This window comes from Rhodoferax sp. LS1R11 (assembly GCF_056521395.1).
The window spans coordinates 142,932-165,838 of sequence record NZ_JBWMAW010000010.1 but is presented as its reverse complement, the minus strand read 5'-3'; the positions used below and the strand labels follow the sequence as shown (position 1 = coordinate 165,838).

General features: G+C 56.9%; 22 protein-coding genes and 1 pseudogene. 18 read left to right on the top strand and 5 right to left on the bottom strand.

The annotated features are described in order from the left end of the window. Nucleotides 1–56: 56 nt before the first annotated feature. From AC097N_RS13605 to AC097N_RS13555, 11 genes are all read left to right on the top strand, one after another. Entirely contained in the window at nt 57–1,178 is a 1,122-nt protein-coding gene (locus AC097N_RS13605) for an aromatic ring-hydroxylating dioxygenase subunit alpha (protein WP_479581713.1), read from the top strand. 53 nt (nt 1,179–1,231) lie between these two features. Then, entirely contained in the window at nt 1,232–1,975 is a 744-nt protein-coding gene (locus AC097N_RS13600; RefSeq protein WP_479581734.1) for a GntR family transcriptional regulator, read from the top strand. Nucleotides 1,976–2,010: 35 nt separating this feature from the next. Then, nucleotides 2,011–2,985 carry a PDR/VanB family oxidoreductase gene (locus AC097N_RS13595; protein WP_479581711.1) on the top strand — a complete coding sequence of 325 codons (975 nt, stop codon included), beginning with the start codon at nt 2,011–2,013 and terminating at the stop codon, nt 2,983–2,985. 136 nt (nt 2,986–3,121) lie between these two features. After that, complete coding sequence (locus AC097N_RS13590) at nt 3,122–4,294, top strand: ABC transporter substrate-binding protein (RefSeq protein ID WP_479581708.1); 1,173 nt, start codon at nt 3,122–3,124, stop codon at nt 4,292–4,294. 90 nt (nt 4,295–4,384) lie between these two features. Further along, nucleotides 4,385–5,257: a branched-chain amino acid ABC transporter permease gene (locus tag AC097N_RS13585; protein ID WP_479581705.1), complete on the top strand. Its 873-nt coding sequence runs from the start codon at nt 4,385–4,387 to the stop codon at nt 5,255–5,257. Beyond that, nucleotides 5,257–6,249, top strand: a complete 993-nt coding sequence (locus tag AC097N_RS13580) for a branched-chain amino acid ABC transporter permease (protein ID WP_479581703.1) — start codon at nt 5,257–5,259, stop codon at nt 6,247–6,249. Before AC097N_RS13585 ends, AC097N_RS13580 begins: the two co-directional genes overlap by 1 nt. Then, entirely contained in the window at nt 6,246–7,052 is an 807-nt protein-coding gene (locus tag AC097N_RS13575) for an ABC transporter ATP-binding protein (protein ID WP_479581700.1), read from the top strand. Before AC097N_RS13580 ends, AC097N_RS13575 begins: the two co-directional genes overlap by 4 nt. Further along, nucleotides 7,045–7,782 (top strand): ABC transporter ATP-binding protein, encoded by a 738-nt coding sequence (locus tag AC097N_RS13570; protein WP_479581697.1) that lies wholly within the window; start codon nt 7,045–7,047, stop codon nt 7,780–7,782. Before AC097N_RS13575 ends, AC097N_RS13570 begins: the two co-directional genes overlap by 8 nt. A gap of 94 nt (nt 7,783–7,876) precedes the next feature. Then, nucleotides 7,877–8,842, top strand: a complete 966-nt coding sequence (locus tag AC097N_RS13565; RefSeq protein ID WP_479581694.1) for a Bug family tripartite tricarboxylate transporter substrate binding protein — start codon at nt 7,877–7,879, stop codon at nt 8,840–8,842. A gap of 8 nt (nt 8,843–8,850) precedes the next feature. Continuing rightward, nucleotides 8,851–9,813, top strand: a complete 963-nt coding sequence (locus AC097N_RS13560; RefSeq protein ID WP_479581693.1) for an AEC family transporter — start codon at nt 8,851–8,853, stop codon at nt 9,811–9,813. 79 nt (nt 9,814–9,892) lie between these two features. Next, entirely contained in the window at nt 9,893–10,051 is a 159-nt protein-coding gene (locus AC097N_RS13555) for a hypothetical protein (protein WP_479581691.1), read from the top strand. 3 nt (nt 10,052–10,054) lie between these two features. Here AC097N_RS13555 and AC097N_RS13550 read toward each other — a convergent pair whose 3' ends face one another. Together AC097N_RS13550 and AC097N_RS13545 are read right to left on the bottom strand one after the other, a co-directional pair. Next, a complete protein-coding gene (locus AC097N_RS13550) occupies nt 10,055–10,810 on the bottom strand; it encodes a hypothetical protein (protein WP_479581689.1) in 756 nt (251 codons plus the stop codon). Nucleotides 10,811–10,847: 37 nt separating this feature from the next. Next, complete coding sequence (locus AC097N_RS13545; protein ID WP_479581687.1) at nt 10,848–12,179, bottom strand: leucine-rich repeat-containing protein kinase family protein; 1,332 nt, start codon at nt 12,177–12,179, stop codon at nt 10,848–10,850. 219 nt (nt 12,180–12,398) lie between these two features. On the opposite strand from AC097N_RS13545, the gene AC097N_RS13540 reads away from it, so the two are divergent. Continuing rightward, complete coding sequence (locus AC097N_RS13540; RefSeq protein ID WP_479581685.1) at nt 12,399–13,451, top strand: IS3 family transposase; 1,053 nt, start codon at nt 12,399–12,401, stop codon at nt 13,449–13,451. 214 nt (nt 13,452–13,665) lie between these two features. On the opposite strand, the gene AC097N_RS13535 is transcribed toward AC097N_RS13540, so the two are convergent. After that, entirely contained in the window at nt 13,666–14,673 is a 1,008-nt protein-coding gene (locus AC097N_RS13535) for an AraC family transcriptional regulator (RefSeq protein ID WP_479581683.1), read from the bottom strand. A 765-nt stretch (nt 14,674–15,438) separates the two neighbouring features. On the opposite strand from AC097N_RS13535, the gene AC097N_RS13530 reads away from it, so the two are divergent. From AC097N_RS13530 to AC097N_RS13505, 6 genes are all read left to right on the top strand, one after another. After that, on the top strand, nt 15,439–16,302 hold the full coding sequence (locus AC097N_RS13530; RefSeq protein ID WP_479581681.1) for a helix-turn-helix transcriptional regulator: 864 nt from the start codon (nt 15,439–15,441) through the stop codon (nt 16,300–16,302). Nucleotides 16,303–16,550: 248 nt separating this feature from the next. Continuing rightward, the gene (locus AC097N_RS13525; protein ID WP_479581679.1) at nt 16,551–18,002 is read left to right on the top strand and encodes an aldehyde dehydrogenase family protein; all 1,452 of its coding nucleotides are present in this window, start codon (nt 16,551–16,553) and stop codon (nt 18,000–18,002) included. 64 nt (nt 18,003–18,066) lie between these two features. Continuing rightward, on the top strand, nt 18,067–19,314 hold the full coding sequence (locus AC097N_RS13520) for a styrene monooxygenase/indole monooxygenase family protein (RefSeq protein ID WP_479581677.1): 1,248 nt from the start codon (nt 18,067–18,069) through the stop codon (nt 19,312–19,314). Nucleotides 19,315–19,332: 18 nt separating this feature from the next. Continuing rightward, nucleotides 19,333–19,875, top strand: a complete 543-nt coding sequence (locus tag AC097N_RS13515) for a flavin reductase family protein (protein WP_479581676.1) — start codon at nt 19,333–19,335, stop codon at nt 19,873–19,875. Between the two features lie 149 nt (nt 19,876–20,024). Continuing rightward, a complete protein-coding gene (styC, locus tag AC097N_RS13510; RefSeq protein ID WP_479581674.1) occupies nt 20,025–20,531 on the top strand; it encodes a styrene-oxide isomerase StyC in 507 nt (168 codons plus the stop codon). A 352-nt stretch (nt 20,532–20,883) separates the two neighbouring features. After that, a complete protein-coding gene (locus tag AC097N_RS13505) occupies nt 20,884–21,540 on the top strand; it encodes an OmpW/AlkL family protein (RefSeq protein WP_479581673.1) in 657 nt (218 codons plus the stop codon). Between the two features lie 39 nt (nt 21,541–21,579). Here the strand turns inward: AC097N_RS13505 and AC097N_RS13500 are convergent, their stop codons facing one another. Both AC097N_RS13500 and AC097N_RS13495 read right to left on the bottom strand, forming a co-directional pair. Beyond that, nucleotides 21,580–22,281, bottom strand: a complete 702-nt coding sequence (locus AC097N_RS13500) for an ABC transporter ATP-binding protein (RefSeq protein WP_479581731.1) — start codon at nt 22,279–22,281, stop codon at nt 21,580–21,582. A gap of 216 nt (nt 22,282–22,497) precedes the next feature. After that, nucleotides 22,498–22,896: pseudogene (locus tag AC097N_RS13495) on the bottom strand (hemerythrin domain-containing protein); the annotation flags it as partial. Nucleotides 22,897–22,907: the final 11 nt, after the last annotated feature.

The window sequence follows — 22,907 nt, the reverse complement described above, 5'->3', positions numbered from 1 at the left end:
CCGGATAAACCCTGATTAGTGTCAATATCCGTCTTCAATGTATACAATAAGTATCCATGAGCACCTCGAAATCTTCATTTCCCCTGAATGCCTGGTACGCCGCTGCCTATGATGTGGAAGTGGCCCGCACCCTGATGTCACGCACCCTCTGCAACCAGAAACTGGTGCTGTTCCGCAAACTCGACGGCACCGTGGCGGCGCTGGAAGATGCCTGCTGGCACCGCCTGTTGCCGCTGTCCATGGGGCATCTGGAGGGGGATGAACTCACCTGCGGTTACCACGGCCTGGTGTTCAACGCGCAGGGGCGTTGCACCCACATGCCAAGCCAGGAAACCATCAACCCCTCGGCCTGCGTGCGCAGCTACCCCGTCATCGAGAAACACCGCTTTGTGTGGATCTGGCCCGGCGACCCGGCCAAGGCCGATCCTGCCCTGGTGCCCGACCTGCATTGGAATGACGACCCCCAGTGGGCTGGTGACGGCAAGATGATCCGTGTGAAGTGCGACTACCGTTTGGTCGTCGACAACCTGATGGACCTGACCCACGAGACCTTTGTGCACGGCTCCAGCATCGGCCAGCGCGCCGTGGCCGAAGCCCCGTTTGTGGCAACCTATGGCGACCGCACCGCCGTGGTCACCCGCTGGATGGAGAACATCGAGGCACCGCCGTTCTGGGCCGGGCAGATCAAGCATGCGCTGGGTTATGCAGGGCCGGTGGACCGCTGGCAAATCATTCGTTTTGAAGCGCCTTGCACCGTTACGATTGATGTCGGTGTGGCCCGGACCGGCACCGGTGCCATCCCGCCCGGTGGCAATGCCGGGGATGCCCGCACCAGCGACCGGACCCAGGGCGTGAACGGCTTTGTGCTCAACACCATCACCCCCGAGACCGACGGCACCTGCCTGTATTTCTGGGCCTTTGCCCGCAACTACTGCCTGGGTGAGCAGGCCCTGACGCACAAACTGCGCGAAGGCGTGGCCACCATCTTCCGGGAGGATGAGTTGGTGCTTGAAGCCCAGCAGGTGGCGATGGACGAGCGCCCCGGCCACACCTTTTACAACCTCAGCATCGACGCCGGCTCCATGTGGGCGCGGCGCTTGATTGACGGGCTGGTGGCGCGTGAGCAAACCGGCACCAGCACCGCCAACACCGTCATTCCGATTCGCGCGGCAACTTGACGCTCAAAGGAAACACCATGGCAATTGCTCCTGTTTTAATAGCTACTCCCGCAATGGATACGGGGGCTACAGGCCAATCCAGTGTACAAGTGCAGGCTTTATTGCGTTTGCGCGAGATGATTTTGGCCGGCGAGTTGCCTGGCGGCGCGCGCATTGCCGAGTTGTCGATTGTTGAAAAACTGGGCTTCTCGCGCACGCCGATTCGCGCCGCGCTCATGCGCCTGGAGCAGGAGGGGCTGCTCGATGCCCTGCCCAATGGCGGTTATGCCGTCAAGACCTTCTCGGAGCGAGATGTGTCCGACGCCATCGAGTTGCGCGGCACGCTGGAAGGGCTCGCCGTGCGCTTGTCGGCCGAGCGTGGTGCGCCGCCCGTGGTGTTGAATGAAGCCCGTGCCTGCCTGCGCGAGATTGACGCCGTGCTCAGCCAACCCGCGCTGGATGACGACGCTTTCTCCCGCTACGTCACGCTCAACGAGCGGTTTCATGCGCTGCTGAGTGAGATGGCTGGCAGTGCCGTGATCGCCAAAGAGCTGGACCGTGTGTGCAGCCTGCCGTTTGCCTCGCCCTCGGGGTTTGTGGTGGTGCAGGCCAATTCACCCAAGGCGCGCGACATGCTGATCGTGGCGCAAGACCAGCACTGGCAGGTGCTGGACGCTATCGACCGGCGCGAAGGCTCACGCGCCGAGAGCCTCATGCGCGAGCATTCCCGCATGGCCCAGCGCAACCTGCGCGAGGCGGTGCAGAGCCAACGCCTGGACCAAATGCCCGGCGTACAGCTGATTCGCAAGCGCAGCTGATCCGCAGCCCCTCAACCCTTCACCTTCATCACCCCATGCGCAACACCCCAGACTGGTTTGACGCCGTTATTCAATCGGTTCGTGACGTCACGCCCACCGTGCGCGAGTTCACGATTCAGCCCGACGGCGGCGTGTTGCCGCACGAGCCCGGCGGCCACCTGCAAGTTCAGGTGCTGGTCAACGGCAAACCGCAAACCCGTTCGTATTCCCTGATTGACCAGCCGGACGGTGTGGCCTACCGCATTGCGGTCAAACGCCTCGATGACGGGCGTGGCGGCTCCCTGGCCATGTGGCGGCTCACCGCGGGCGACCGCATCCGGGTCACGGAGCCGCAAAATCATTTCCCGCTGGACCTCACAGCACCGTCTTATCTGCTCGTGGCGGGCGGCATTGGGGTCACGCCGCTGGTGCTGATGGCGCAAACGCTGGCCCGACGCAACGCCCCGGTGCGCATGTTGCAGGCGGCCCGCACCGAGCCGGAACTGGCCTATGAGGCCGTGTTGAAGGAGGCCTTGGGCGGGCGTTTACAGACCTATGTTGCCGGGCAAGGACACTTGATTGACTTTGCCGCCGAGATTGCCGCGTTGCCTGCCGGTGGGCAAATGGTGGTTTGCGGCCCGGCGCCGATGCTAGATGCCGCACGCCGTGCCTGGGCGCAGGCTGGGCGCCCCGCCGCCGACCTGCGTTATGAAACCTTTGGCAGCAGTGGCCGGTTTGCGCCGCAAGCTTTTCGGGTGCAGATACCGCGCCAGCAGATCGACATCATGGTGCCCGCCGATGGCAGTCTGCTCGATGCCATCGAGATGGCCGGGGTGCAAACCCTGTCCAACTGCCGTCGCGGTGAGTGCGGCTTGTGCGCGATGGATGTGCTGGCGGTGGAGGGTGTGATTGACCACCGTGACGTTTTCTTGAGTGACGATGAGAAAGCGCAAAACAAACGCATCTGCGTGTGTGTGTCGCGCGTCGTGGGCGCCATTACACTGGACTCGGCCTACCGGCCTGAGGCTTGAACTGTCAAATTTCAGTTATTCATCATTGCTATAACAACGAGTCTGAAATCACTATTGCGGCGGTTAACTTTTGCGGCCACAGTAACTGGAAAATTCTTATAAAAGTTTATCGTTCGACCATCCTCTGGAGACAAAAATGCAAAAAAGACTATTCCTTCACGCCACAGCCCTCGCCGTTGTTGCGCTGACAGCTACCAATTCAATAGCGCAGGGCACGCCCTTCAAAATTGGCCTGATTCTCCCGATGACCGGCCAGCAAGCCAGCACCGGACGCCAGATTGAGGCCGCCGCCAAGTTGTACATGGCCCAGAACGGCGACACCGTGGCGGGCCGCAAGGTCGAGCTCATCGTCAAGGACGACACCAGCATTCCCGACGTCACCAAGCGCATGGCCCAAGAACTCGTGGTGAACGAGAAGGTCAATGTGCTGGCCGGTTTTGGCATCACGCCCTCGGCCCTCGCCACCGCACCCATTGCCACGCAGTCCAAAACTCCCATGGTGGTGATGGCGGCGGCAACTTCCAGCATCACCCAAGCCTCGCCGTACATCGTGCGCACCAGCTTCACGCTGGCGCAGGCTGCTGTGGCCATGGGCGACTGGGCGCCCAAGAATGGCATCAAGAAAGTGGTGACACTGGTCAGCGACTACGGTCCCGGTATCGATGCTGAAAAGTATTTCAAAGAGCGCCTGGTTTTTAACGGCGGCCAGGTGACCGAGTCCCTGCGTGTGCCCCTGCGCAACCCCGACTTCGCCCCCTTCCTGCAGAAGGTGCGTGATCTGAAACCTGACGCCCTGTTTGTGTTCGTACCCTCCGGCGCGGGCGCCGCCGTCATGAAGCAGTTCCTGGAACGCGGCATGGACAAGGCCGGCATCAAACTCATTGGCACGGGCGACGTGACCGATGACGACCAGTTGAACGACATGGGCGACGGCGCGCTGGGCGTGGTCACTTCGCACCACTACTCCACGGCGCATCCCTCGGCACTCAACAAGAAATTTGTGGACGCTTTCGGCAAAGCCAACAAGGGTCTTCGCCCCAACTTCATGGCCGTCGGTGGTTATGACGGCATGCGCGTGATCTATGAAGCGCTGAAAGCCACCAAAGGGCAGGGCGACGGTGACGCCCTGCTGGCCGCGATGAAAGGCCAGATCTTCGAGAGCCCGCGCGGCCCCATGTTCATCGACGCCCAAACCCGCGACGTGGTGCAAAACATCTACCTGCGCAAAGTCGAGCGCAAGGACGGCCAGTTGTATAACGTCGAATTCGATGTGATTAAGGACGTCAAGGACCCCGGCAAGACCAAATAAACCGGCCGACGGATCAGGGATTGATCTTTTGTTCACTGGCGCGCGGCCTGCAAGGGTGGTGCGCCAGTTTTAACGTGAGCCTGTAACACCATGTTGACCATTCTTTTTGACGGCATCGCCTACGGCATGCTGCTCTTCATCCTGGCCGTCGGCCTGGCCGTGACCATGGGCCTGATGAACTTCATCAACCTCGCGCACGGCGCCTTTGCCATGGTGGGGGGTTACATCACCGTGCTGCTGATGCAGAAACTCGGCGTGCCCTTTTTGCTGTGTCTGCCGCTGGCCTTTCTGGGTTCGGCGCTGCTGGGCGGCGTGCTGGAGCGCACCCTGTACCGGCCGCTGTACCACAAGCCCCATCTGGACCAGGTGCTGTTCTCCATCGGCCTGACCTTCATGGCCGTGGCCACTGCCGACTACTTCATTGGGTCGAGCCAGCAAATCGTGCAACTGCCCGAGTGGCTCAAAGGCCGCACCGAACTGGGCGAGGGCGCCTGGATGCTGGGCATGGGCCACTACCGCCTGTTCATCATTGCGGTGTGTGCCGCGCTCACGGTGGCGCTGCAATACATACTGACCAAAACCCGCTTTGGCAGCCGCCTGCGCGCCTCGGTCGACGACCAGCGCGTGGCCGCCGGTCTGGGCATCAACGTCAACGTGGTGTTTCTGGGCACCTTTGCCGTGGGCTCCGGCCTGGCCGGGCTGGGCGGTGCGCTGGGTGCCGAAGTGCTGGGACTGGACCCGACCTTTCCGCTCAAGTTCATGATTTACTTTTTGATCGTGGTCGCGGTGGGCGGCACCTCCAGCATCACCGGGCCGCTGCTGGCAGCCCTCCTGCTGGGCATTGCCGATGTGGCGGGCAAGTACTACATCCCCAAACTGGGCGGTTTCATTGTGTACAGCCTGATGATCATGATTCTGATCTGGCGCCCGCAAGGCCTGTTCGTCCGCCAAGGAGGCAAGTGATGAAGAACGCACTGACCAACTCACAAAACCTGCTGCTGCAAAGCGGCCGCTGGAAAGCCTGGGAGCTTCCCTTGTGGCTGCTGGCCCTGGCCTCGCCCCTGCTGCTGTCCAGCCACGCGCTGATCATCAACGAAATCGCGATCGTCGCGCTGTTCGCCCTGTCGCTGGATTTGATCCTGGGTTACACCGGCATTGTGTCGCTCGGCCACGCCGCCTTCTTTGGCATGGGCGCCTACTCGGCCGCCTTGTTTGCCAAGTTCATTACGCCTGATCCGCTGCTGGGTCTGGCCGTCGGTATGGCCGCCGCCGGGGTGCTGGGCGCCTTGTGCAGCGCCACCATCCTGCGCGGCACCGACCTCACGCGTCTCATGGTCACCCTGGGCGTTGGCCTGATCCTGATGGAACTGGCCAACAAGCTCGACTGGCTCACCGGCGGTGCCGATGGCCTGCAAGGCGTGGTGATGGGGCCGCTGCTGGGAAAATTCGAGTTTGACTTGAGTGGGCGCACGGCGGCCTGGTATTCAATAACGGTGCTGCTGGTGCTGTTTGTGATCGCCCGCCGCCTGGTGAACTCGCCGTTTGGCGCCACGCTCAAGGCCATTCGTGACAACCGGCTGCGCGCCATGGCCATCGGCATTCCTGTCAGCAGTCGCCTGGCCATCGTGTACACGGTGGCGGCGGCAGTGGCCGGGGCCGCTGGCGCGCTGCTGGCGCAAACCACCGGCTTTGCCTCGCTGGACGTGTTCGAGTTTCACCGCTCGGCCGACGTCATGCTGATCCTCGTTATTGGCGGTGTCGGCTGGTTGTATGGCGGCATTGCCGGGGCCATTGTGTTCAAGCTGATGCAGGACGCCATATCGAGCATCACGCCGCAGTACTGGACCTTCTGGATCGGCCTGTTTTTGGTGGTGCTGGTGCTGGTCGGGCGTGAACGCCTGATCCGGCCCTGGACCTGGTTCAAAAAATCCAACACCGCAGGAGCCCAACCATGAGCGCGACCAACACCGTGTTGTCCGCCCAGGGCCTGGTGATGAAGTTTGGCGGCATCACTGCCACCAACAACGTCACGCTCGACCTGAAAAAAGGCGCCCGACACGCCCTGATCGGCCCCAACGGCGCGGGCAAGACCACACTCATCAACCTGCTGACCGGCGTGTTGCAACCCACCAGCGGCAAGATCGTGCTTGAAGGGCAGGACATCACCGACCTGGCCCCTTATCAGCGCGTGCGCCGCGGTATGGTGCGCACCTTCCAGATCAACCAGCTGTTTGACACCCTGACCCCTTTGGAAACCCTGGCCATGACGGTGTCCCGACACCAGGGCCTGGGCAACAAGTGGTGGCAGGCGCTGGGCTCCTCCAGACGGGTGACCGAGCGCTGTGAGCAGCTACTGGAGCAATTCCACCTGACGGCGGTGATGGCGCAGGAAACCCGGGTGCTGGCCTACGGCAAGCGCCGTTTGCTGGAGATTGCCATTGCGCTGGCGTGTGAACCTCGCGTGCTGCTGCTGGACGAACCGGTGGCCGGTGTGCCCGCCGGAGAACGCGAAGAACTGTTACAGACCGTGGCGGCCTTGCCGGCCGACGTGTCTATTTTGTTGATCGAACACGACATGGACCTGGTCTTCAGCTTTGCCAATCGCATGACGGTGCTGGTCAATGGCACGGTGCTGACCGAAGGCGACCCGGACCAGATTGCCAACGACCCGCAGGTCAAGGCGGTGTACCTGGGTCATGGGGATGAAATCAACGAGGCCGTGGCGGTGCCCGGCGCAGGAGGAATGCATCATGGCTGAGTTGCTCAAGGTAGAGGGATTGAGCGCCGGGTACGGCGAAGCGGTGGTGCTGCAGGGTGTTTCGCTCACCCTGGGGGAGGGCCAGACCCTGGCTTTGCTCGGGCGCAACGGCACCGGCAAGACCACGCTCATCAACACGCTGGCGGGGGCCACGCGCCAGCATGCGGGCAGCATCATGCTGGGTGCGGGCCAGTCTGCGGTGGCGCTGCACAAGCTGCCCTCGCACGAGCGCGCAGCCGCCGGTATTGGCTGGGTGCCGCAAGAGCGCAACATCTTCAAATCGCTCTCGGTGCATGAGAACCTGACCGCCGTGGCCCGACCGGCCAGGGCAGGGCGGGCCTCCAGCCCGTGGACGCCCGAGCGCGTGTACGAGTTGTTCCCCCGGCTGGCCGAACGCAAGACCAACCTGGGCACGCAACTCTCGGGCGGCGAGCAGCAGATGCTGGCGCTGGGCCGCGCGCTGGTGCTGAACCCGACGCTGCTGTTGCTCGACGAGCCGTGCGAAGGCCTGGCGCCCATCATCGTGCAGGAGCTGCTGCGGGCGATCCGGCGCATCACGCGCGAAGAAGGCTTGTCGGCCATCATCGTGGAGCAGCATCCGCAGGCGATTCTGGCAATCTCGGACACCGCGGCTGTGCTGGACCGGGGCACGGTGGTGTACGCTGGCACGGCACGCAGCCTGCTGGAGCAGCCGGCCTTGCTGGACAAGCTGCTGGGTGTGGCGCGCTAAATTCATATTGCTATTAAATAGATAGCTACTCCCGCACGTCCCACCTGGGCTAGAGGCCTGTTTCGTTTAAATTCAGTTCTTCAAGGGCAAGTTCATGAGCATCAAGCGTTTTATCGCCACCCTGTTTGCCACGCTGGTGGTGGCCCATGCCGCAACGGCCCAGACTTTTCCGGGCAAGCCCATCCGAATCATCGTGCCCTTCGGCGCCGGTGGCGTGGCCGACTTGACGGCCCGCACCGTAGCCCAAAAGCTCAGCGCCTCGCTCGGCCAGCCGGTGGTGATTGACAACAAGCCCGGCGCCGGGGGCGCGGTGGCGGGTGACCTGGTGGCCAAATCGGCCCCGGATGGCTACACCTTGCTGCTCATGTCCAACGCCACGGCGATCAGCGCCACGCTGTTCAAGGCGCTGCCCTTTGATGCCCAGCGCGATTTCGCGCCGATCTCCACCCTGGGTTTTTTTGACATCGCGATCATCGTGCCCGCTGATTCAAAGTTCAAAACGCTGGGCGAGATGCTGAGCTTTGCCAAAGCCAATCCGGGCAAGCTCAACCTGGGCAGCATCAACATCGGCAGCACGCAAAACCTCACGGCCGAATTGTTCAAGTCCACCTCGGGTGCGGACGTGCAGGTCGTGCCCTTCAACGGCACGCCAGCGGTCATCACCGCCTTGCGGGGTGGCCAGATTGACGCTGCGGTGGAAATCCTGGGCCCCGTCTTGCCGCAAATCAACGCCAAAGCCCTGCGCGCCCTTGCCGTCACCGGCGACAAACGCGCCGAGGTCCTGCCCCACGTGCCGACCGCCAAAGAAAGTGGTTTGCCGAACTTCGTGGCCTCCAGCTGGAACGCCCTGGCCGCACCTGCAAAAACGCCCAAAGACGTGATCGCCCGCCTGAACAAAGACGTGACCGCTGCGCTGGAGTCCCCTGATGTGAAGAAAAAACTGCATGACCTCAATGTGGACGCCTTCGCCAGCACCCCCGCGCAAGCCACCGGCTTGCTGTCGGCTGAGATCAAGCGCTGGGGTGACGTCATCACCACGGCCAATATTCCAAAACAGTAATTGATTCAATGCTCGACATTCTTTCGATCACCGGTCCCATTTACCTCACCATCCTCACCGGCTACCTGGCCACCCGGTTGGGCCTGTTTTCCAAAGCCGACATGCGGGTGTTTGGAAAATTTGTTGTCAACCTGGCGCTGCCTGCGCTGCTGTTCAACGCCCTGTCGCAGCACCCGGTGCGCGATATTCTCAATGGCGAGTACTTGCTGGCCTATGCCCTGGGTTCCTTGATCGTCATGGCCGGCGGCGTGTTGTGGACACTCCGGGTGACGCGTCGTCCCCTGCGCGAGAGCACCTATGTGGCCATGGGCATGTCGTGCTCAAACAGTGGTTTCGTCGGGTACCCCGTGATGCTGCTCACCCTGGGCGCCCCGGTGGCGGGCGTGTCGCTGGCGCTCAATATGGTGGTGGAAAACCTGCTGTTGTTGCCGCTGCTGATGGTGATGGCCGAGATGGCGGGTGGCGAGGCCGACGGCCGGAGTCATTGGCTGCAGACCTTGGGACAAATCGGGGGGCGGCTCGTGCGTAACCCGATGATCGTGGCGATCGTGGCCGGTTTCGTGGTGTCTCTCATGGGTTGGCAATTGCCGGGTGCCATTGCCCGCACGGTCAATCTGTTCGCCCAGGCCAGCGGCGCGCTGGCGCTGTTTGTCATTGGCGGCACGCTAGTCGGTCTGCAGGTCAAAGGCCTGCGCCGCCAGGTGGCGCAAATCTCGTTTGCCAAGCTGATCCTGCATCCACTGGTGGTGTTGGCCGTCGTGCTCTGGCTGGTGCCGGTGAGCGACCCGCACCTGCGCACCGCCGTGCTCCTCACCGCCGCCATGCCGATGTTGGGCATTTACCCCATCCTGGCGCAAAAACACGGGCATGAAGACCTCAGCGCGGCGGCGCTGTTGGTCACCACCATGGCCTCATTCTTCACGCTCAGCACTTTGCTGTGGATCTTGAAAACGGTACCGACATGGGGTTGATCCGCACATCAAAGGTGCCCGCAGCCTGTAGAATTTGAAACACCCACCGTTAGAGTCGGGCAATTAGGATGACGTCGCTATGGAAGAACACCCCACCACGATTCCTTCGGTTTTGATGCCGGATGATTTCCCCTCCCTGCCCGACCGGGCAAACAACAGCCACCCGGTGCTCAAAACACTGCTGGCCGCGGTGTTGCTGCTGGTCGCGTTTGTTTTGTTCAAACGCTCCGGTTTGTAGCCATCAGCTATTTTTCAGCTCGGCCAGTTTGGCCTTCAGTGCAGCATTCTCTGCGCTGAGTTCTGTGATGGTTTGCTTTAGCCGGGCAATCATGCCCTCTGGCGTTTCGGGTTCGGTGCGCGCCACGGCTTTGGCCTCGCGGACCTGACGGGCCGCCTGTTGCAGTTCTTTTTTACCACCGGCTACAGCCGCCACCTGTTCTTCCACCGGCAAGGAGGCCACGGTCGCCGCCGCGTTGATGGAAATCGTGCCGGACTTCACAGCCGCCACCAGCTCAGGCGTAGCTGACTTCTGGATTTTCTCAATCTGGTTGATGGTGGCATTGCTGATGCGCGCCGCCTTGGCAATATCGTCGCGGGTCATGTGCGCTTCGGGCGCTGGCGCCGGGGTCGAAGAGGGTGCTTCAGCCGATGCCGCCGTGGAGGACGGCTGCACACGCGCCGTCAGAATGTCCTTCTTGCGCAAGGCCAGCACACCGCGCTGGTAGTCCGACACACTGCGCCGCCCCAGGTGCTGGTTAATCATCCACAGGTGCACGTCGTCAAGGGTCTTGAACTGGCTGTTCTGCACAGTGTTGAACGGAATACCGTGTTGGGTGCAGATGCCGTAGCGGTTATGGCCATCTACCAGCACCTCGCCCCAGAGCACCAGAGAGTCGCGACAGCCTTCCGCCAGCAGGCTTTTTTCAAGCGCGTCGTGTTCGTCAGGGGTCAGCGGGTCGATGTAGGCAAGCAGTTCTTCGTTGACCGTGATGTTCATGTGAGGCAGGCAGGTAGGTGATGGCAGGGGCGCCATTTTAGAGGATGCTCAGCGCCCGCCCAATTTCATGAAAAAGCGGCCTTGCATGGGTGTTGGGCTGAGCGCAGGCCACACTTAATGCCTTCAGTGCGGTCAATTGCTGGAGCGCAGGCGCGGTGTCAAGGCCGGTCTGGCAGCGCGCTACCAGTTCATCCAGCAGGCAGGAAAACGCCCGTACTTCAAGCCGTTGCAGGGCATGGGCCAGCGGCGCGTCCTGCGGTGAAAAGAACGACGCCGCGCCAAAGTCCCCGAGCAAGGCGGCGCCTTCACCGTCGTGCAGGATATTGTGGGCATACAAGTCGCCGTGCATCAGGCCTTGCCCATGCAGATGCTGTGCGGCCGACGCCATGCCCCGCGCCATTTGCAGCGCGGTGGGCAGATCAAACGTGGTGTCTTCGGCATAGATGTCCCGGGTGCAGGACTCCAGGCTGGGCGGCCCGGCCAGGTTGCGAAACACGGGGTCGATCAGGGCCATGACCATACCCAGGGCGCCTGCCGGATGATCATGCACCTTGCCCAACACCGGAATCAGGTGGGCATGAGAACCGGCGCTGATGCAGGCCGTCATCTCGCAGTGCGGCAGGCCATCGCTGGTGACCTCGCCCTTGAAAAGCTTGACCGCCACGGGTTGTGTGGCCGTCTCCTGCTGAAGGTGCGCGTGGTGAATGACGCCGGAGGCCCCTTGTCCCAGTTGATGGCCGATTTTCAGCCGGTCCCACTGGATTAACGCCATCGGTGTCTGAGTCAATGCGGCCGCCTCATGCGCCTCGCAAAACGGATTGCCGGCAAAAGCCAGCCACGACAGTCTGGGCAGCGAGAGCAGGAACGCGGGCAGTTCGGTCAGGCGGTTGGCTGAGATACGCAGCAGCTCCAGCGCGGTGCAGTGGGCCATCTCGGGCGGCAAGGCTTGCAACTGGTTGCCCGCCAGCATCAGCTTTTGCAACTGGGTGCAGCGGCCGATGGCAGCCGGCAGTGTGTCAATGCGGTTGTCGGTCAGCACCAGCCAGCGCAGCCCGGCGGGCAGTGCTTCGCCCGGCACCGTGCGGATCTGGTTGGCCTTGAAGCCGATCATGCTCAGGTGCGCGCATTGGCCCAGCACCTTGGGCAATTCGGTGAACTGGTTGTCCGAGCAAAACACGATGCGCAGTTTGCCCAGGCGCGGCAGGTCGTCGGGCAGCGAGGAGAGGGCGTTGCCAGAGAGGTCCAGAATTTCCAGCGTGTCGGCCAGCTCAAAAATCTCGCGTGGAAACTCCGTCAGCCCGCAGGCCAGGGTCAGTCGCCGGGTGCCGGTGAGTTGCCCCGAACGCAGTTGTTCCAGTGTGTTCATCATTTTGATAGTGATTTTTATAGATTGATTGAGTTGCTGCTGTTCTGCGCTATTGAAACTCCAGGCAGCACCATAGCATCCATCTCCAATCGTCTTCAAGAGCGACAAAGTGTGTCGCTCTTGAAGGTGCATTGCGCCCAAATAGGGGGTGACAAAACGACGGTAATCCCCCCGGTAAACCAACGGCGCCAGAAGTAGAATTTTCTTAGAAAGAAGTTCTACATGAAGAGATCAAGATTTACCGACAGCCAGATCATGGATGCACTCAAACGGGTTGAATCTGGATTACCCGTACCGGAGTTGTGCCGCGACCTGGGAGTCAGCACTGCCACGTTTTACAAATGGCGTGCCAAGTACGGCGGCATGGATACCTCCATGATGACCCGCATGAAAGAGCTTGAGGAAGAGAATCGGCGCCTCAAGAAGCTGTATGTCGAGGCCCAACTCAAGGCCGACATCGTGGCCGAGGCTCTCAAAAAAGTGGTGAGGCCATCTCAAAGACGTGAGATGGCCAAACAAGCGGTTGAGCACAAGGGTGTTGCCATCAGGCTTGCCTGTGAGGCCTTTCGGGTGAGCGAGTCCTGCTACCGGTATGAATCCAAGCACAACGCTGAGAATGAAGAGATCGCCAACTGGTTGATTCGCTTGACGGACAACCACCGCAACTGGGGCTTTGGCCTGTGCTTCCTGTACCTGCGCAATGTGAAGAAGTGCAACTGGAATCACAAACGCGTTTACCGGATCTACCGCGAGCTCGAACTCAATCTGAGGATCAAGCCCAGGAGGCGCCTGGTGCGCGATAAGCCTGAACCGCTTGCGGTGCCAAGCGCCATGAACGAGGTCTGGTCAATGGACTTCATGCATGACCAGTTGCAAGACGGCAGAACCTTCAGGCTGTTCAATGTCATTGATGACTTCAACCGTGAAGCGCTGGGCATTGAAGTGGACTTCTCACTTCCGTCTGAACGTGTCATTCGCTCGCTCACGCAGATCATTGGCTGGCGGGGTAAGCCAGTCGCCATTCGCAGCGACAACGGCCCGGAATACATCAGCGCCGTGATTCAAAACTGGGCCAAGGGCATGGGCATCAGGCTGGACTACATCCAGCCTGGCAACCCCCAGCAAAATGCCTACGTGGAGAGATTCAATCGAACCGTGCGCTATGAGTGGCTTTCGCAGAATCACTGGTCAACTATTGACGAGGTTCAGGAGCACGCCACGCAATGGACCTGGTCCTACAATCACGACCGCCCGCACATGGCCAAGGCTGCATAAACCTTCTACTTCTGACGTCAGTGGAAAACGGGGGGATTACCGCACCATGCGCACTGCAGGTTCGCGTACTTCGGGGGAAAACTTCGTTGACTTTCTCATGGCTCCATATTCTCAAATGTTGGAGCCTCCTCAAAACCCGGGGCGATTCAGACTGACGAGTACTGCGACAAAATCTCATAAATTAGCATGCATGCAGATACAGAAAATTTTGAAATTAGCGCTGCAAGGTTTGTGACGGTAACTCTTTAAACTTGGCAGCGTAAGCTTTTGAGAAGTGACCGAGATGACTGAATCCCCAAGCTAATGCCACCTGCGTCACTGTCTCTGGCTTGTTCTGCAATTTGGCGCATAACAGTTCATCATGAACTCGCTGCAGACGCAAGTTTTTGAGAAAAAGCATTGGGCTCATACCCCGATAGCGCTGGAACCCCGTCTGAAGACTCCGTGAACTAACACCTGCATGACTTGCTAGGTCTCCCAGAGAGATTGGCTCGTCAACATGGGCGAATATGTACTCCTCACAACGCTTGACGTAATACGGCGCAATTTGCGGAGTAGGGCGTAGGAGTTCTTCACGAAAGTTATGTGGCTGGGCAGTTAAAAGCGCACAAATAAGTAATTGCTCCGTTTGAGCAATGATCAATGGAAATTTGCTTGCGCTTTGAATGAATGTATCTGTAGAAGCAAGAAGTGCAACAACGCTTTGCAGACTTATAGTCCGACTTTCACTCAAATTCATTTCGAGATCGAATTCCAGTGGATGCAATAACTCATGCCCGAGATGCGCTGCGCATGTTGACTCCAATAATTCACGATCAAGGCGCACGATCAGTTGTTGACATTCAGCATGCCAACGCATCGATAACGGCGCAGAGGATCCGACAACCGAAGCCACGCCTGGAGTCGACATTGAAAATTGCTTTCCGTGTCGTATTTCCGCTGATCCGCACAACGGCATCATCACAAGAAAAAAGGATTCAAGCGGATCCGAATCGATGGAAACTCCTGCGCCGTAGCTCAATCGACTCAAAGAAATACGCCCAATCGAGGTGTGATTCATTTCAGCACTGAGCCGCTGATGAGTACCAACAACTCCAAGTCGATGTGGCCTGAAGATCTGCCCAACCTTAGTGCTCGTTTCCTGGACGTCGTCTTCGCTATAAAACAACGGATGACCGGACAGACAGTTGGTAAGTCGATCTATATCAACCAATGTGTTCACTGAATTTCTCTCTTCTTGAAGTCCTCAAATACTCATCTGAAGACGTACCAAATAGTTTCGCTTTTGGGGAAATATGTTCGTTTTTTGGGTGGCGAGAAAATGACATGTCAGGACAATATGCTCAACAATTTAAGCAAGCAAGTGTTATCACAATGGGCATAACCGGAGACTGTCAACTGGGTTTTTGAATGCCCACGCGAACCTAAATCATGTCAAGAAAGCGAGCTTCCTATTGCATATCAGTTTGGGACGTACGAATCGGTAGATAGTGGAAAAACGAGATTTTTTTCATATTGTGACGTGGACCATATTTAAAAAAATTGTGGTTGGATTTCTTGAGAAGATCCCTACATGAACACACGATAAATGTTTGAAAAATGTTACATGTTCAAGTCAATCAACGCAATTGGTGGAAACCATAGGAGTTGGAAAAGCATGAACAACTTGAAAAGTTTTGATGCCAGTTTCCCCAGTTCATTGCTCACATTAGCCCGGTAGAACCTTATTTAGAAAAGGGCTACAACCCCAATCATCTGAGGTATGACGCTCTTTCATAGAGCGGAATTTAAAAAATTTCTTGGTGTGGGTTAGTGGTGTTGAGCATGTCTGACATCTAAGCAAGTTGCAGGTCCAAAGTAAGAAGAATTTTTCCTGCTTTCACATGTTGAGGTGAGCACGGCAGGATTTCAGTCTATGGCTAAGTTCAGGTGCTATTTCTTTGGATGGCGCGCAAGACATTTCAGAACCAATAAAAGAACCCGAATTATGCAAACGATCGAAGTCAATGGAGCGGGAAAATTGTATGGGCAACAGCGCGAATTACGAGATCGACTGCTCCGTTACCGCCAATTGAACAGTGGAATCAACGGTAGAGACCTTGCAGCCGAGATGCTGCTGTACCTTGACGATCCAGCAATATGTTGGGACATGCTCACCACATGGCTTTTGAAAAAAACACGGGCTCAGCGAATTGATATTGGGTTTGGATCCAGCTGTGACACCAATTACCGGCCTCAGTTTGAGCGCCTCCGGGACGGCTGTCCTATGAGCAGCGTAATTGGTGTTGCAATGAATGCGCGTGACTCTGCTATTTCCATCGTCTGGGATTCGAAAATTGCAGTTAAATTTTCCGACATCGAGCGTGATAGTCGACTTTGCTCGCATACGCGATCTTCATTACTTGCAGCAGGAACTCGGAGCAAAATCGCCGTAGCTTTGCGCGACCAAACCGGTGAAGTAGGCCTTTTGTGTTGCGATGCAACTGTTGACGGTGGCACATGGACGGATTCTGAGTGCTGGTTAATCGATACGTTAGCGCGTGAGGTTGTCGGCCCGGTATTCGCTAGCCTAAGCCGCTTGCACTTCACCAATGCAGATGTCTCTGGTGATGCCGATTTCGAATCAGATTGCATTAGAACTAATGCGTTGACGCCGGCCGAACAGCGTGTTTGTCAATTGGTTGTGGCAGGCCTCAGTTACAAGGAAATCGCGCGTCAGTTGACGCGATCGCCGTCCACGATTGATCATCAGTTACGAAGCATCCGCCGCAAGCTGGGCGTGTCGTCTACTGCCAAGTTGATTCGCGAGCTAATTAGTGTGACCTCAGATTCATCACTCCAGCGTTTATAGAAAATTCCGACTTTGAATCGGTGCTAACGGCTGGTTTCGTAGTAGGGCGCTGAGGTATCCCGAAAGGCCGAGATACGATTTGGGGTCATGAAGTTGTTGATCACTTTCATATCTACTCAATCACGTGGACATAGTGGAAACCCTATCGCGTGTCCACGCTATTGAGGCATTGATGGATTCACTCGACACTGAAGATTCGCTGCGGTCAATTAACCGCAATCACTTCTTTTATCGATGCCGGAGTCCACATGAGCAAAGAACTGCTTCACTATATTCAAGGCCAGCCACGCGCTGCGTCTGACATGGCAACGATGCCGTTGATAAGCCCCATAACGGAGCAAGCTTATGCAAGTTCTGCCAAGGGAACCGTCGCCGATATTGATGCAGCTGTTCAGGCTGCTCGTGCTCAGATTGACGGTGGTGATTGGAGCAAGATGAGCGGAGTTCAGCGAGGAATCCTGATCAACAAGTTAGCGGATCTCGTTGAGCGTGATGCCGAAATTCTGGCTGACATGGACGCACTGTGCATTGGTCGCCCACCAATCGAACCACGTTTGCTAGATTTGCCGAATGTAATCGGAACGCTTCGCACCTGTGGCGGTTGGGCAGACAAAATCGAGGGTCGAACGATTCCAACATCCGGTTATATGGGCGTCAAGACATTGTCGTTCACGCAGCACGAACCAATCGGTGTTGTTGGTGCCATCGTTCCTTGGAACACCCCATTGATGATTACCTGCTGGAAGGTCGGGCCGGCCTTGGCTGCAGGTTGCACGCTGGTTATCAAGCCTTCTGAAGAATCGCCTATGTCAGCACTACATCTTGCGGCACTGTGCAAGGAGGCTGGATTCCCTGATGGAGTGGTGAATGTGGTGACTGGTCACGGTGATGTGGTTGGTAAGGCAATGTGCATGCATCCTGGCGTGGACAAAATCACTTTTACAGGTAGCCCGGAAGTGGGTCGCGAGATCCAGCGAACCGCAGGGCCGCTGTTCAAACGGTTGTCCCTGGAGCTCGGTGGTAAAAGCCCCCAGATTATCTTCGAGGACGCAGTCTTAGAACAAGCTATTCAAGGCTGCGCAATGGGCCTCTTCTTCAATCAGGGGGAAGTCTGTGCTGCTGGAACTCGAATCCTCGCGCATCGCTCTATTGTTGAAAAAGTCGCTCAGATGTTGGGAGAGATTGCCTCATCCATTCAAGTTGGAGATCCCTCCAAACCAGGCATCAGCATGGGCGCGGTCGCCAACAAAGTTCAGTTTGACCGTGTCAACCGTTATATCCAGCAAGGAATTCAAGCCGGTGCACAAGTATTAGCTGGTGGAGTAGCCGAGCGTGGCACGGGATATTTTGTTAGGCCCACAATTTTTTCCAACGTCAACAACACGATGTCGATTGCCCGAGAGGAAATCTTCGGGCCAGTTGGAGTTGTGATTCCCTTCGATACGGACGAAGAAGCGATAGCCATTGCCAACGATAGCGACTATGGGTTAGGTGCGACCGTTTGGACACAGAACATTGGACGCGGTCACAAAGTCGCACAGGCAGTCAAAGCCGGGGCAGTCGGCATTAACTGTTGGGCTCCAATCGACCCTCACTTGCCTTGGGGCGGATTCAAATCCAGTGGAATTGGCCGGGAATGCGGGCTTTCTGGTGTGCTTTCATATACAGAAGAGAAGGTGATTACCGTGTTGCTGGCATGACGTTGAATTGGCAAGAATCGCGATTTTTTCGCATAGTTTTTTAAACACCTAAAGGAGACAAGTAATGAAATCAATCGCAATCGTTGGTGCCGGTCAGTCGGGTTTGCAGCTCGCATTCTCACTGCTCGATCAAGGATATGAAGTGACCGTCATTTCAAATCGTACGGCAGAACAGATACGCACCGGAAAAGTTACCTCCAGTCAATGCATGTTCGATGCATCATTGCAAACAGAGCGTGAACTCGGACTCAATTGGTGGGATAAGGATTGTCCTCGCATTGACGGATTTGGTGTCACAGTGACCAATCCTGAGGCAATCGGAGCGAAATTAATTGATTGGGTCGCACCGCTGGATGAATATGCACAGTCTGTAGACCAGCGTGTGAAGATGCCTGCGTGGATGGATGAATTCGAACGCCGGGGTGGGCACCTCGTGATCCAGGATGCCGGAGTCAAGGAATTAGAAGAATATAGCCAGACCCACGATCTAGTGGTCATCGCAGCTGGTAAAGGCGATATCGTCAAATTGTTTGAGCGCGATGATGTTCGCTCAGTATTCACGAGTCCGCAACGTGCGCTGGCACTCACGTATGTTGCTGGAGTGGAGCCGCGCTCACCGCTACCTGGCATTACTTTCACTGCGATTCCTGGAATTGGGGAATGGGTCATGTTTCCAGCACTCACAACCACTGGGCCATGCGAAATAATGACCTTCTTCGGCATTCCCGGTGGCCCAATGGACTGCTGGGGTGATGTAAAGACACCCGAGCAGCATCTCGAAAAAACAATGTCATTACTGAAGACCTATGTGCCCTGGGGGGCCGATCGCTGTCGTAACGCGCGGTTGACAGATGACAACGGGTACATCAATGGTCGGGTAACGCCTACAGTACGTAAGCCTATCGCTCGACTCCCATCGGGCCGCCTTGTATTCGGAATGGCAGACGTTGTTGTCGTGGGGGATCCGATCAATGGTCAAGGATCCAACAATGCTGCGAAATGCGCGACATCGTATTTGCACTCCATTTTAGAACTAGGTGACAGAAAACCTACGCCAGAGTGGATGCAACAAACTTTCGAGAAATTCTGGAACTATGCCGATTACGTGGTGAGTTGGAGCGCTGCAATGCTGCTGCCGCCCGAACCACATGTTCTGAACTTGCTCGGTGCTGCTGGACAAGTTCCGTCTGTTGCTCGCAAGATCGTAAATGGATTCAATCATCCTCCATCACTCTTTCCTTGGTGGATGGATGCCAATGAGTGCGAACGATTTATTCAACACGAAGCCGCTCAAATGAAATTGGCTGCATAAAGTGAAAGGAAATTCGCCATGAGTACAACAATTGCAACAGCTTTACTTGAATCGAAATCCAAATTTGAACCGCGTCAATTGCGCTTTGCCTTTGGACAGTTCGCCACTGGTGTGGCAGTTGTTACAACACGCGCTCTTGATGGGCACCTAGTGGGACTAACAGTCAATTCATTTTCATCGCTGTCTCTTGATCCACCCCTGATTACTTGGAGTTTGGTCAAACACTCTCCAAATTTGCAAGTTTTTAGTGATGCACCCTATTTCGCCGTCAACATATTAAGTGAGGACCAGAATGGTGTGGCAAGCCAGTTTGCAACGCCTGCGAAAGACAAATTCGTCAACATAGATTCAGACGTGAATGCTCATGGTGTGCCATTGCTGGCCAACGCGCTTGCGCATTTCGAATGTAGCTTGCTCCGTATCTACGATGGAGGTGATCACTTAATGTTTGTTGGCAAGGTTGAAAACTTCGATACTTTTGAACGTCGACCTCTGCTTTTTCATGCTGGGACATTTCAAAAAATTCAGCAAACGTTAGGGAGTCGCATTGAGTGTGCCTGATTGCCAAAGCATCCTCGATGATAGAAGAGGGTTGAGTTCGTTCCCTCTTCATAGATTTCAGGTGAGCACAGCGGTATGACAGTCAAGGATTTAGTTAGAAAAAATTTTTTCGGTACTTATTGAAATATTCACTTTATAGAAAGAGAAAAATGGCAACTTCACAAGAAATTGAGTCTCCCATCCGCTTTACCCGACTACAGCGTCTGATGATTGGCAACGGCATTCTCATACTGTTTATGTCACTGGTCGCTGGTATGGGACTTTGGATCTCGCTGATGGGCGGATTCGAGTTCATTCCAGGCACAGTGACTCAATTTTCGATACCGGGCACGCCGGACGGATGGGCGAAAGCACATCGCGGGACGCCCATGAATGCCCTGATGGTTTTTGCCGTGGCCTTAATTCTTCCGGGTCTGGGCTTTGCGCAGCGCACACAGGCTCGGCTGGGGTGGATCATTGTCGGTACAGGATGGGCTAACACGGTGTTTTATTTTTTTGCAAACTTCTCCCAGAACCGTGGACTCACCTTTGGCCCGAATCAATTCGGTCCTGGTAGTCTGGAAAGCTTCATCGCTTTGGCACCAGCCTATTTCTTTGGTGTATTGAGCATGGGAGGGCTTCTTTGGATGGCACGAAAAGCATTTCAAAACCAATGATGGAGTTTTGTCAATAAAGGCGAGTGCGCAAGCCGACGAATTGTTCAAGTCTTTCGATTTTCACTGTGTTTGCCTTTTAATTCTGCGCAGGCTACCTGATGCATTACGGAGGAAATAGGCCACATTGTTGAAAGTTTTGTTTTGCACAACCAATAGCCAGCTTCAAATTCTTTGCGACAAAACTTAAAGGTGCAGCTTGTACCTATTAGGGCTCGTCAATTTGGTCGCTAGCGCATGCTGAGGTTCCTGACAAATCAGTGAATATGCGCCCGGATGCTGCTTGAGTTTCTGCTTTTCCAGTCGAGGAGATCCGGCTCGCTACGTATTAATATGAATTGAGGAAATAGAAGATATGAAAAATAACAGAATGCATTGGGCTATTGCGCTCATGATCAGTACGTGTGCTGATTCCACTTTTGCACAGAATTCACCATGGTCTGTGCATATTGGGCCGGTTTCTGTAGGTCTGAACGTGAAGACGACACCTGAATCGCCCCAAGGAACACCGATTCCTGGCGCTAGTTTATCCGCGTCAGATGGTACGACCTTAGGTGTTGAGATTGGATATGACCTGTCACCCAATTGGACGGGACGATTGACTGTAGGTATTCCGTTGAAGTCCACCGTGACCGGCGCCGGGTCATTAGGCCCTTTGGGTACTGTGGGGGAACTCAACTACGGTCCTGCCATACTGACAGCAACGTATCGTTTTGGAAAGTTCGGGTTGTTTCAACCCTATGTGGGAGCCGGTGCGGCCTATCTAATTGTGTTCTCGACTCAGGACGCGAGTGTCTCCAACTTCAAGGTAAAAAACGCGTTTGGCAGCGCTTTGCAAATTGGAACTGATATTGATCTTGGTGGCGGCTACGGGCTTTTCTTTGATGTTAAAAAAGTTTTCATAGAGACTGAAGTATCCGGGACTGTTCCCGCGTTTGGTGGCGCTCCGGCTTTTGCCAAAGCACGTGTAGATCCGCTATTGATACATGCTGGTCTCGTGTACCGGTTTTGAATCGGTGGTGCCAGCGGCTACATAGTGTCTAGGAATTGATCACATACCCAGGTACGCCGTTCGCACCTGCTCATTGCTGATCAATTCCTGGCCGCTGCCCGTCAAGGTGACCTGGCCGGTCTCCAGCACGTAGCCGCGGTCGGCAATCGCCAGCGCGGCAAAGGCGTTCTGCTCGACCAGCAGAATCGTCATACCCTGCGCCTTGAGTGCCTTGACCACGTTGAACACCTCTTGCACCAGCAGTGGCGCCAGGCCCATCGACGGCTCATCGAGCAGCAGCAGCTTGGGCCGCCCCATCAAGGCGCGCCCAATTGCCAGCATCTGCTGCTGACCGCCCGACAAGGTGCCAGCGGGTAGTTGGCGTTTTTCTTTCAGGATTGGGAACATGGAAAACACCTTCTCCAGGTCGCCCTCCACCTGACTCCTGGGTTGCGTATAAGCGCCCAGGCGCAAGTTGTCCTCAATCGACAGCGGCCCGAACACCTGGCGCCCCTCTGGGCTCTGGCAAATACCGCGGCGCATGCGCATGTCTGATCGCAACTTGCTGATGTCCTGGCCCTCAAACTCAATGCGCCCGCAGCTCATTGGCTGCACGCCCGACAGGGTACGCAAGAAGGTGGTCTTGCCGGCGCCATTGGCGCCCACCAGCGCCACGGTCTCGCCGCGACGCACCTCCAGGTTGATGCCTTTGAGGGCTTTGATGCGGCCATAGCAGCTCTCCATGTCGCTCACGCGCAGCAGCACATCCGCCTTGGTGGCCGTTGCCGTGGCCTGCAACTGGCCAGTGCTGTGTCCACCCAGTCCGATTGACGCCGGTGCCAGGCTGGCGATGCGGTGAAACAGTTCCCGGAACTCGGCCTTGGCGATTTCGCCAAACAGCGGATCATCGTTGTCGAGAAAGGCGCGGTCGATCTCGGCCCAGTCGTTCGCGTTCAGGACGCTGCGCGCCAGCGGCATCACCAACTTTTCTTCCACCTGCATGTGACGCTTCAACCCGACCGTGTAGACGCGTAAGGCGGCGGCGAATGTCGGCAGTGCCAACTGACCATCGGCGGCTTGCTTCATGTGGGCGCGCAGGGCCTGGAGTTTCTCGGGGCCGTCCCGGTGCTCCTCCTGCAGCGGATCCAGGATGGCGGCGGCCTTGTCGCTGCGCAGGCGCAGCAGACGAAACAGGAAGTCGTCTTCCTTGGGGTGGTGCGAACGGTCCACAAACTGTTCGATGTAGTCAAACACCGAGCTGAAAAAGGCCGGGTCGACCGGGGCGCCGTCCTCGATTTCCCCGGCGACGTGGTCGATGGTGCTGGCCAGACGCCACAGGTTGCTGTGGTCTTCGCTGATGATGCGCAGTGCTTGCATGCGGGTGCCTT

What these genes read in the sequence shown, in the direction of transcription:
- AC097N_RS13605 (WP_479581713.1), top strand. Translation starts at nt 57, where the DNA reads ATGAGCACCTCGAAATCTTCATTTCCCCTGAATGCCTGGTACGCCGCT.
- AC097N_RS13600 (WP_479581734.1), top strand. Translation starts at nt 1,232, where the DNA reads ATGGATACGGGGGCTACAGGCCAATCCAGTGTACAAGTGCAGGCTTTA.
- AC097N_RS13595 (WP_479581711.1), top strand. Translation starts at nt 2,011, where the DNA reads ATGCGCAACACCCCAGACTGGTTTGACGCCGTTATTCAATCGGTTCGT.
- AC097N_RS13590 (WP_479581708.1), top strand. Translation starts at nt 3,122, where the DNA reads ATGCAAAAAAGACTATTCCTTCACGCCACAGCCCTCGCCGTTGTTGCG.
- AC097N_RS13585 (WP_479581705.1), top strand. Translation starts at nt 4,385, where the DNA reads ATGTTGACCATTCTTTTTGACGGCATCGCCTACGGCATGCTGCTCTTC.
- AC097N_RS13580 (WP_479581703.1), top strand. Translation starts at nt 5,257, where the DNA reads ATGAAGAACGCACTGACCAACTCACAAAACCTGCTGCTGCAAAGCGGC.
- AC097N_RS13575 (WP_479581700.1), top strand. Translation starts at nt 6,246, where the DNA reads ATGAGCGCGACCAACACCGTGTTGTCCGCCCAGGGCCTGGTGATGAAG.
- AC097N_RS13570 (WP_479581697.1), top strand. Translation starts at nt 7,045, where the DNA reads ATGGCTGAGTTGCTCAAGGTAGAGGGATTGAGCGCCGGGTACGGCGAA.
- AC097N_RS13565 (WP_479581694.1), top strand. Translation starts at nt 7,877, where the DNA reads ATGAGCATCAAGCGTTTTATCGCCACCCTGTTTGCCACGCTGGTGGTG.
- AC097N_RS13560 (WP_479581693.1), top strand. Translation starts at nt 8,851, where the DNA reads ATGCTCGACATTCTTTCGATCACCGGTCCCATTTACCTCACCATCCTC.
- AC097N_RS13555 (WP_479581691.1), top strand. Translation starts at nt 9,893, where the DNA reads ATGGAAGAACACCCCACCACGATTCCTTCGGTTTTGATGCCGGATGAT.
- AC097N_RS13550 (WP_479581689.1), bottom strand. Translation starts at nt 10,810, where the DNA reads ATGAACATCACGGTCAACGAAGAACTGCTTGCCTACATCGACCCGCTG.
- AC097N_RS13545 (WP_479581687.1), bottom strand. Translation starts at nt 12,179, where the DNA reads ATGATGAACACACTGGAACAACTGCGTTCGGGGCAACTCACCGGCACC.
- AC097N_RS13540 (WP_479581685.1), top strand. Translation starts at nt 12,399, where the DNA reads ATGAAGAGATCAAGATTTACCGACAGCCAGATCATGGATGCACTCAAA.
- AC097N_RS13530 (WP_479581681.1), top strand. Translation starts at nt 15,439, where the DNA reads ATGCAAACGATCGAAGTCAATGGAGCGGGAAAATTGTATGGGCAACAG.
- AC097N_RS13525 (WP_479581679.1), top strand. Translation starts at nt 16,551, where the DNA reads ATGAGCAAAGAACTGCTTCACTATATTCAAGGCCAGCCACGCGCTGCG.
- AC097N_RS13520 (WP_479581677.1), top strand. Translation starts at nt 18,067, where the DNA reads ATGAAATCAATCGCAATCGTTGGTGCCGGTCAGTCGGGTTTGCAGCTC.
- AC097N_RS13515 (WP_479581676.1), top strand. Translation starts at nt 19,333, where the DNA reads ATGAGTACAACAATTGCAACAGCTTTACTTGAATCGAAATCCAAATTT.
- styC (WP_479581674.1), top strand. Translation starts at nt 20,025, where the DNA reads ATGGCAACTTCACAAGAAATTGAGTCTCCCATCCGCTTTACCCGACTA.
- AC097N_RS13505 (WP_479581673.1), top strand. Translation starts at nt 20,884, where the DNA reads ATGAAAAATAACAGAATGCATTGGGCTATTGCGCTCATGATCAGTACG.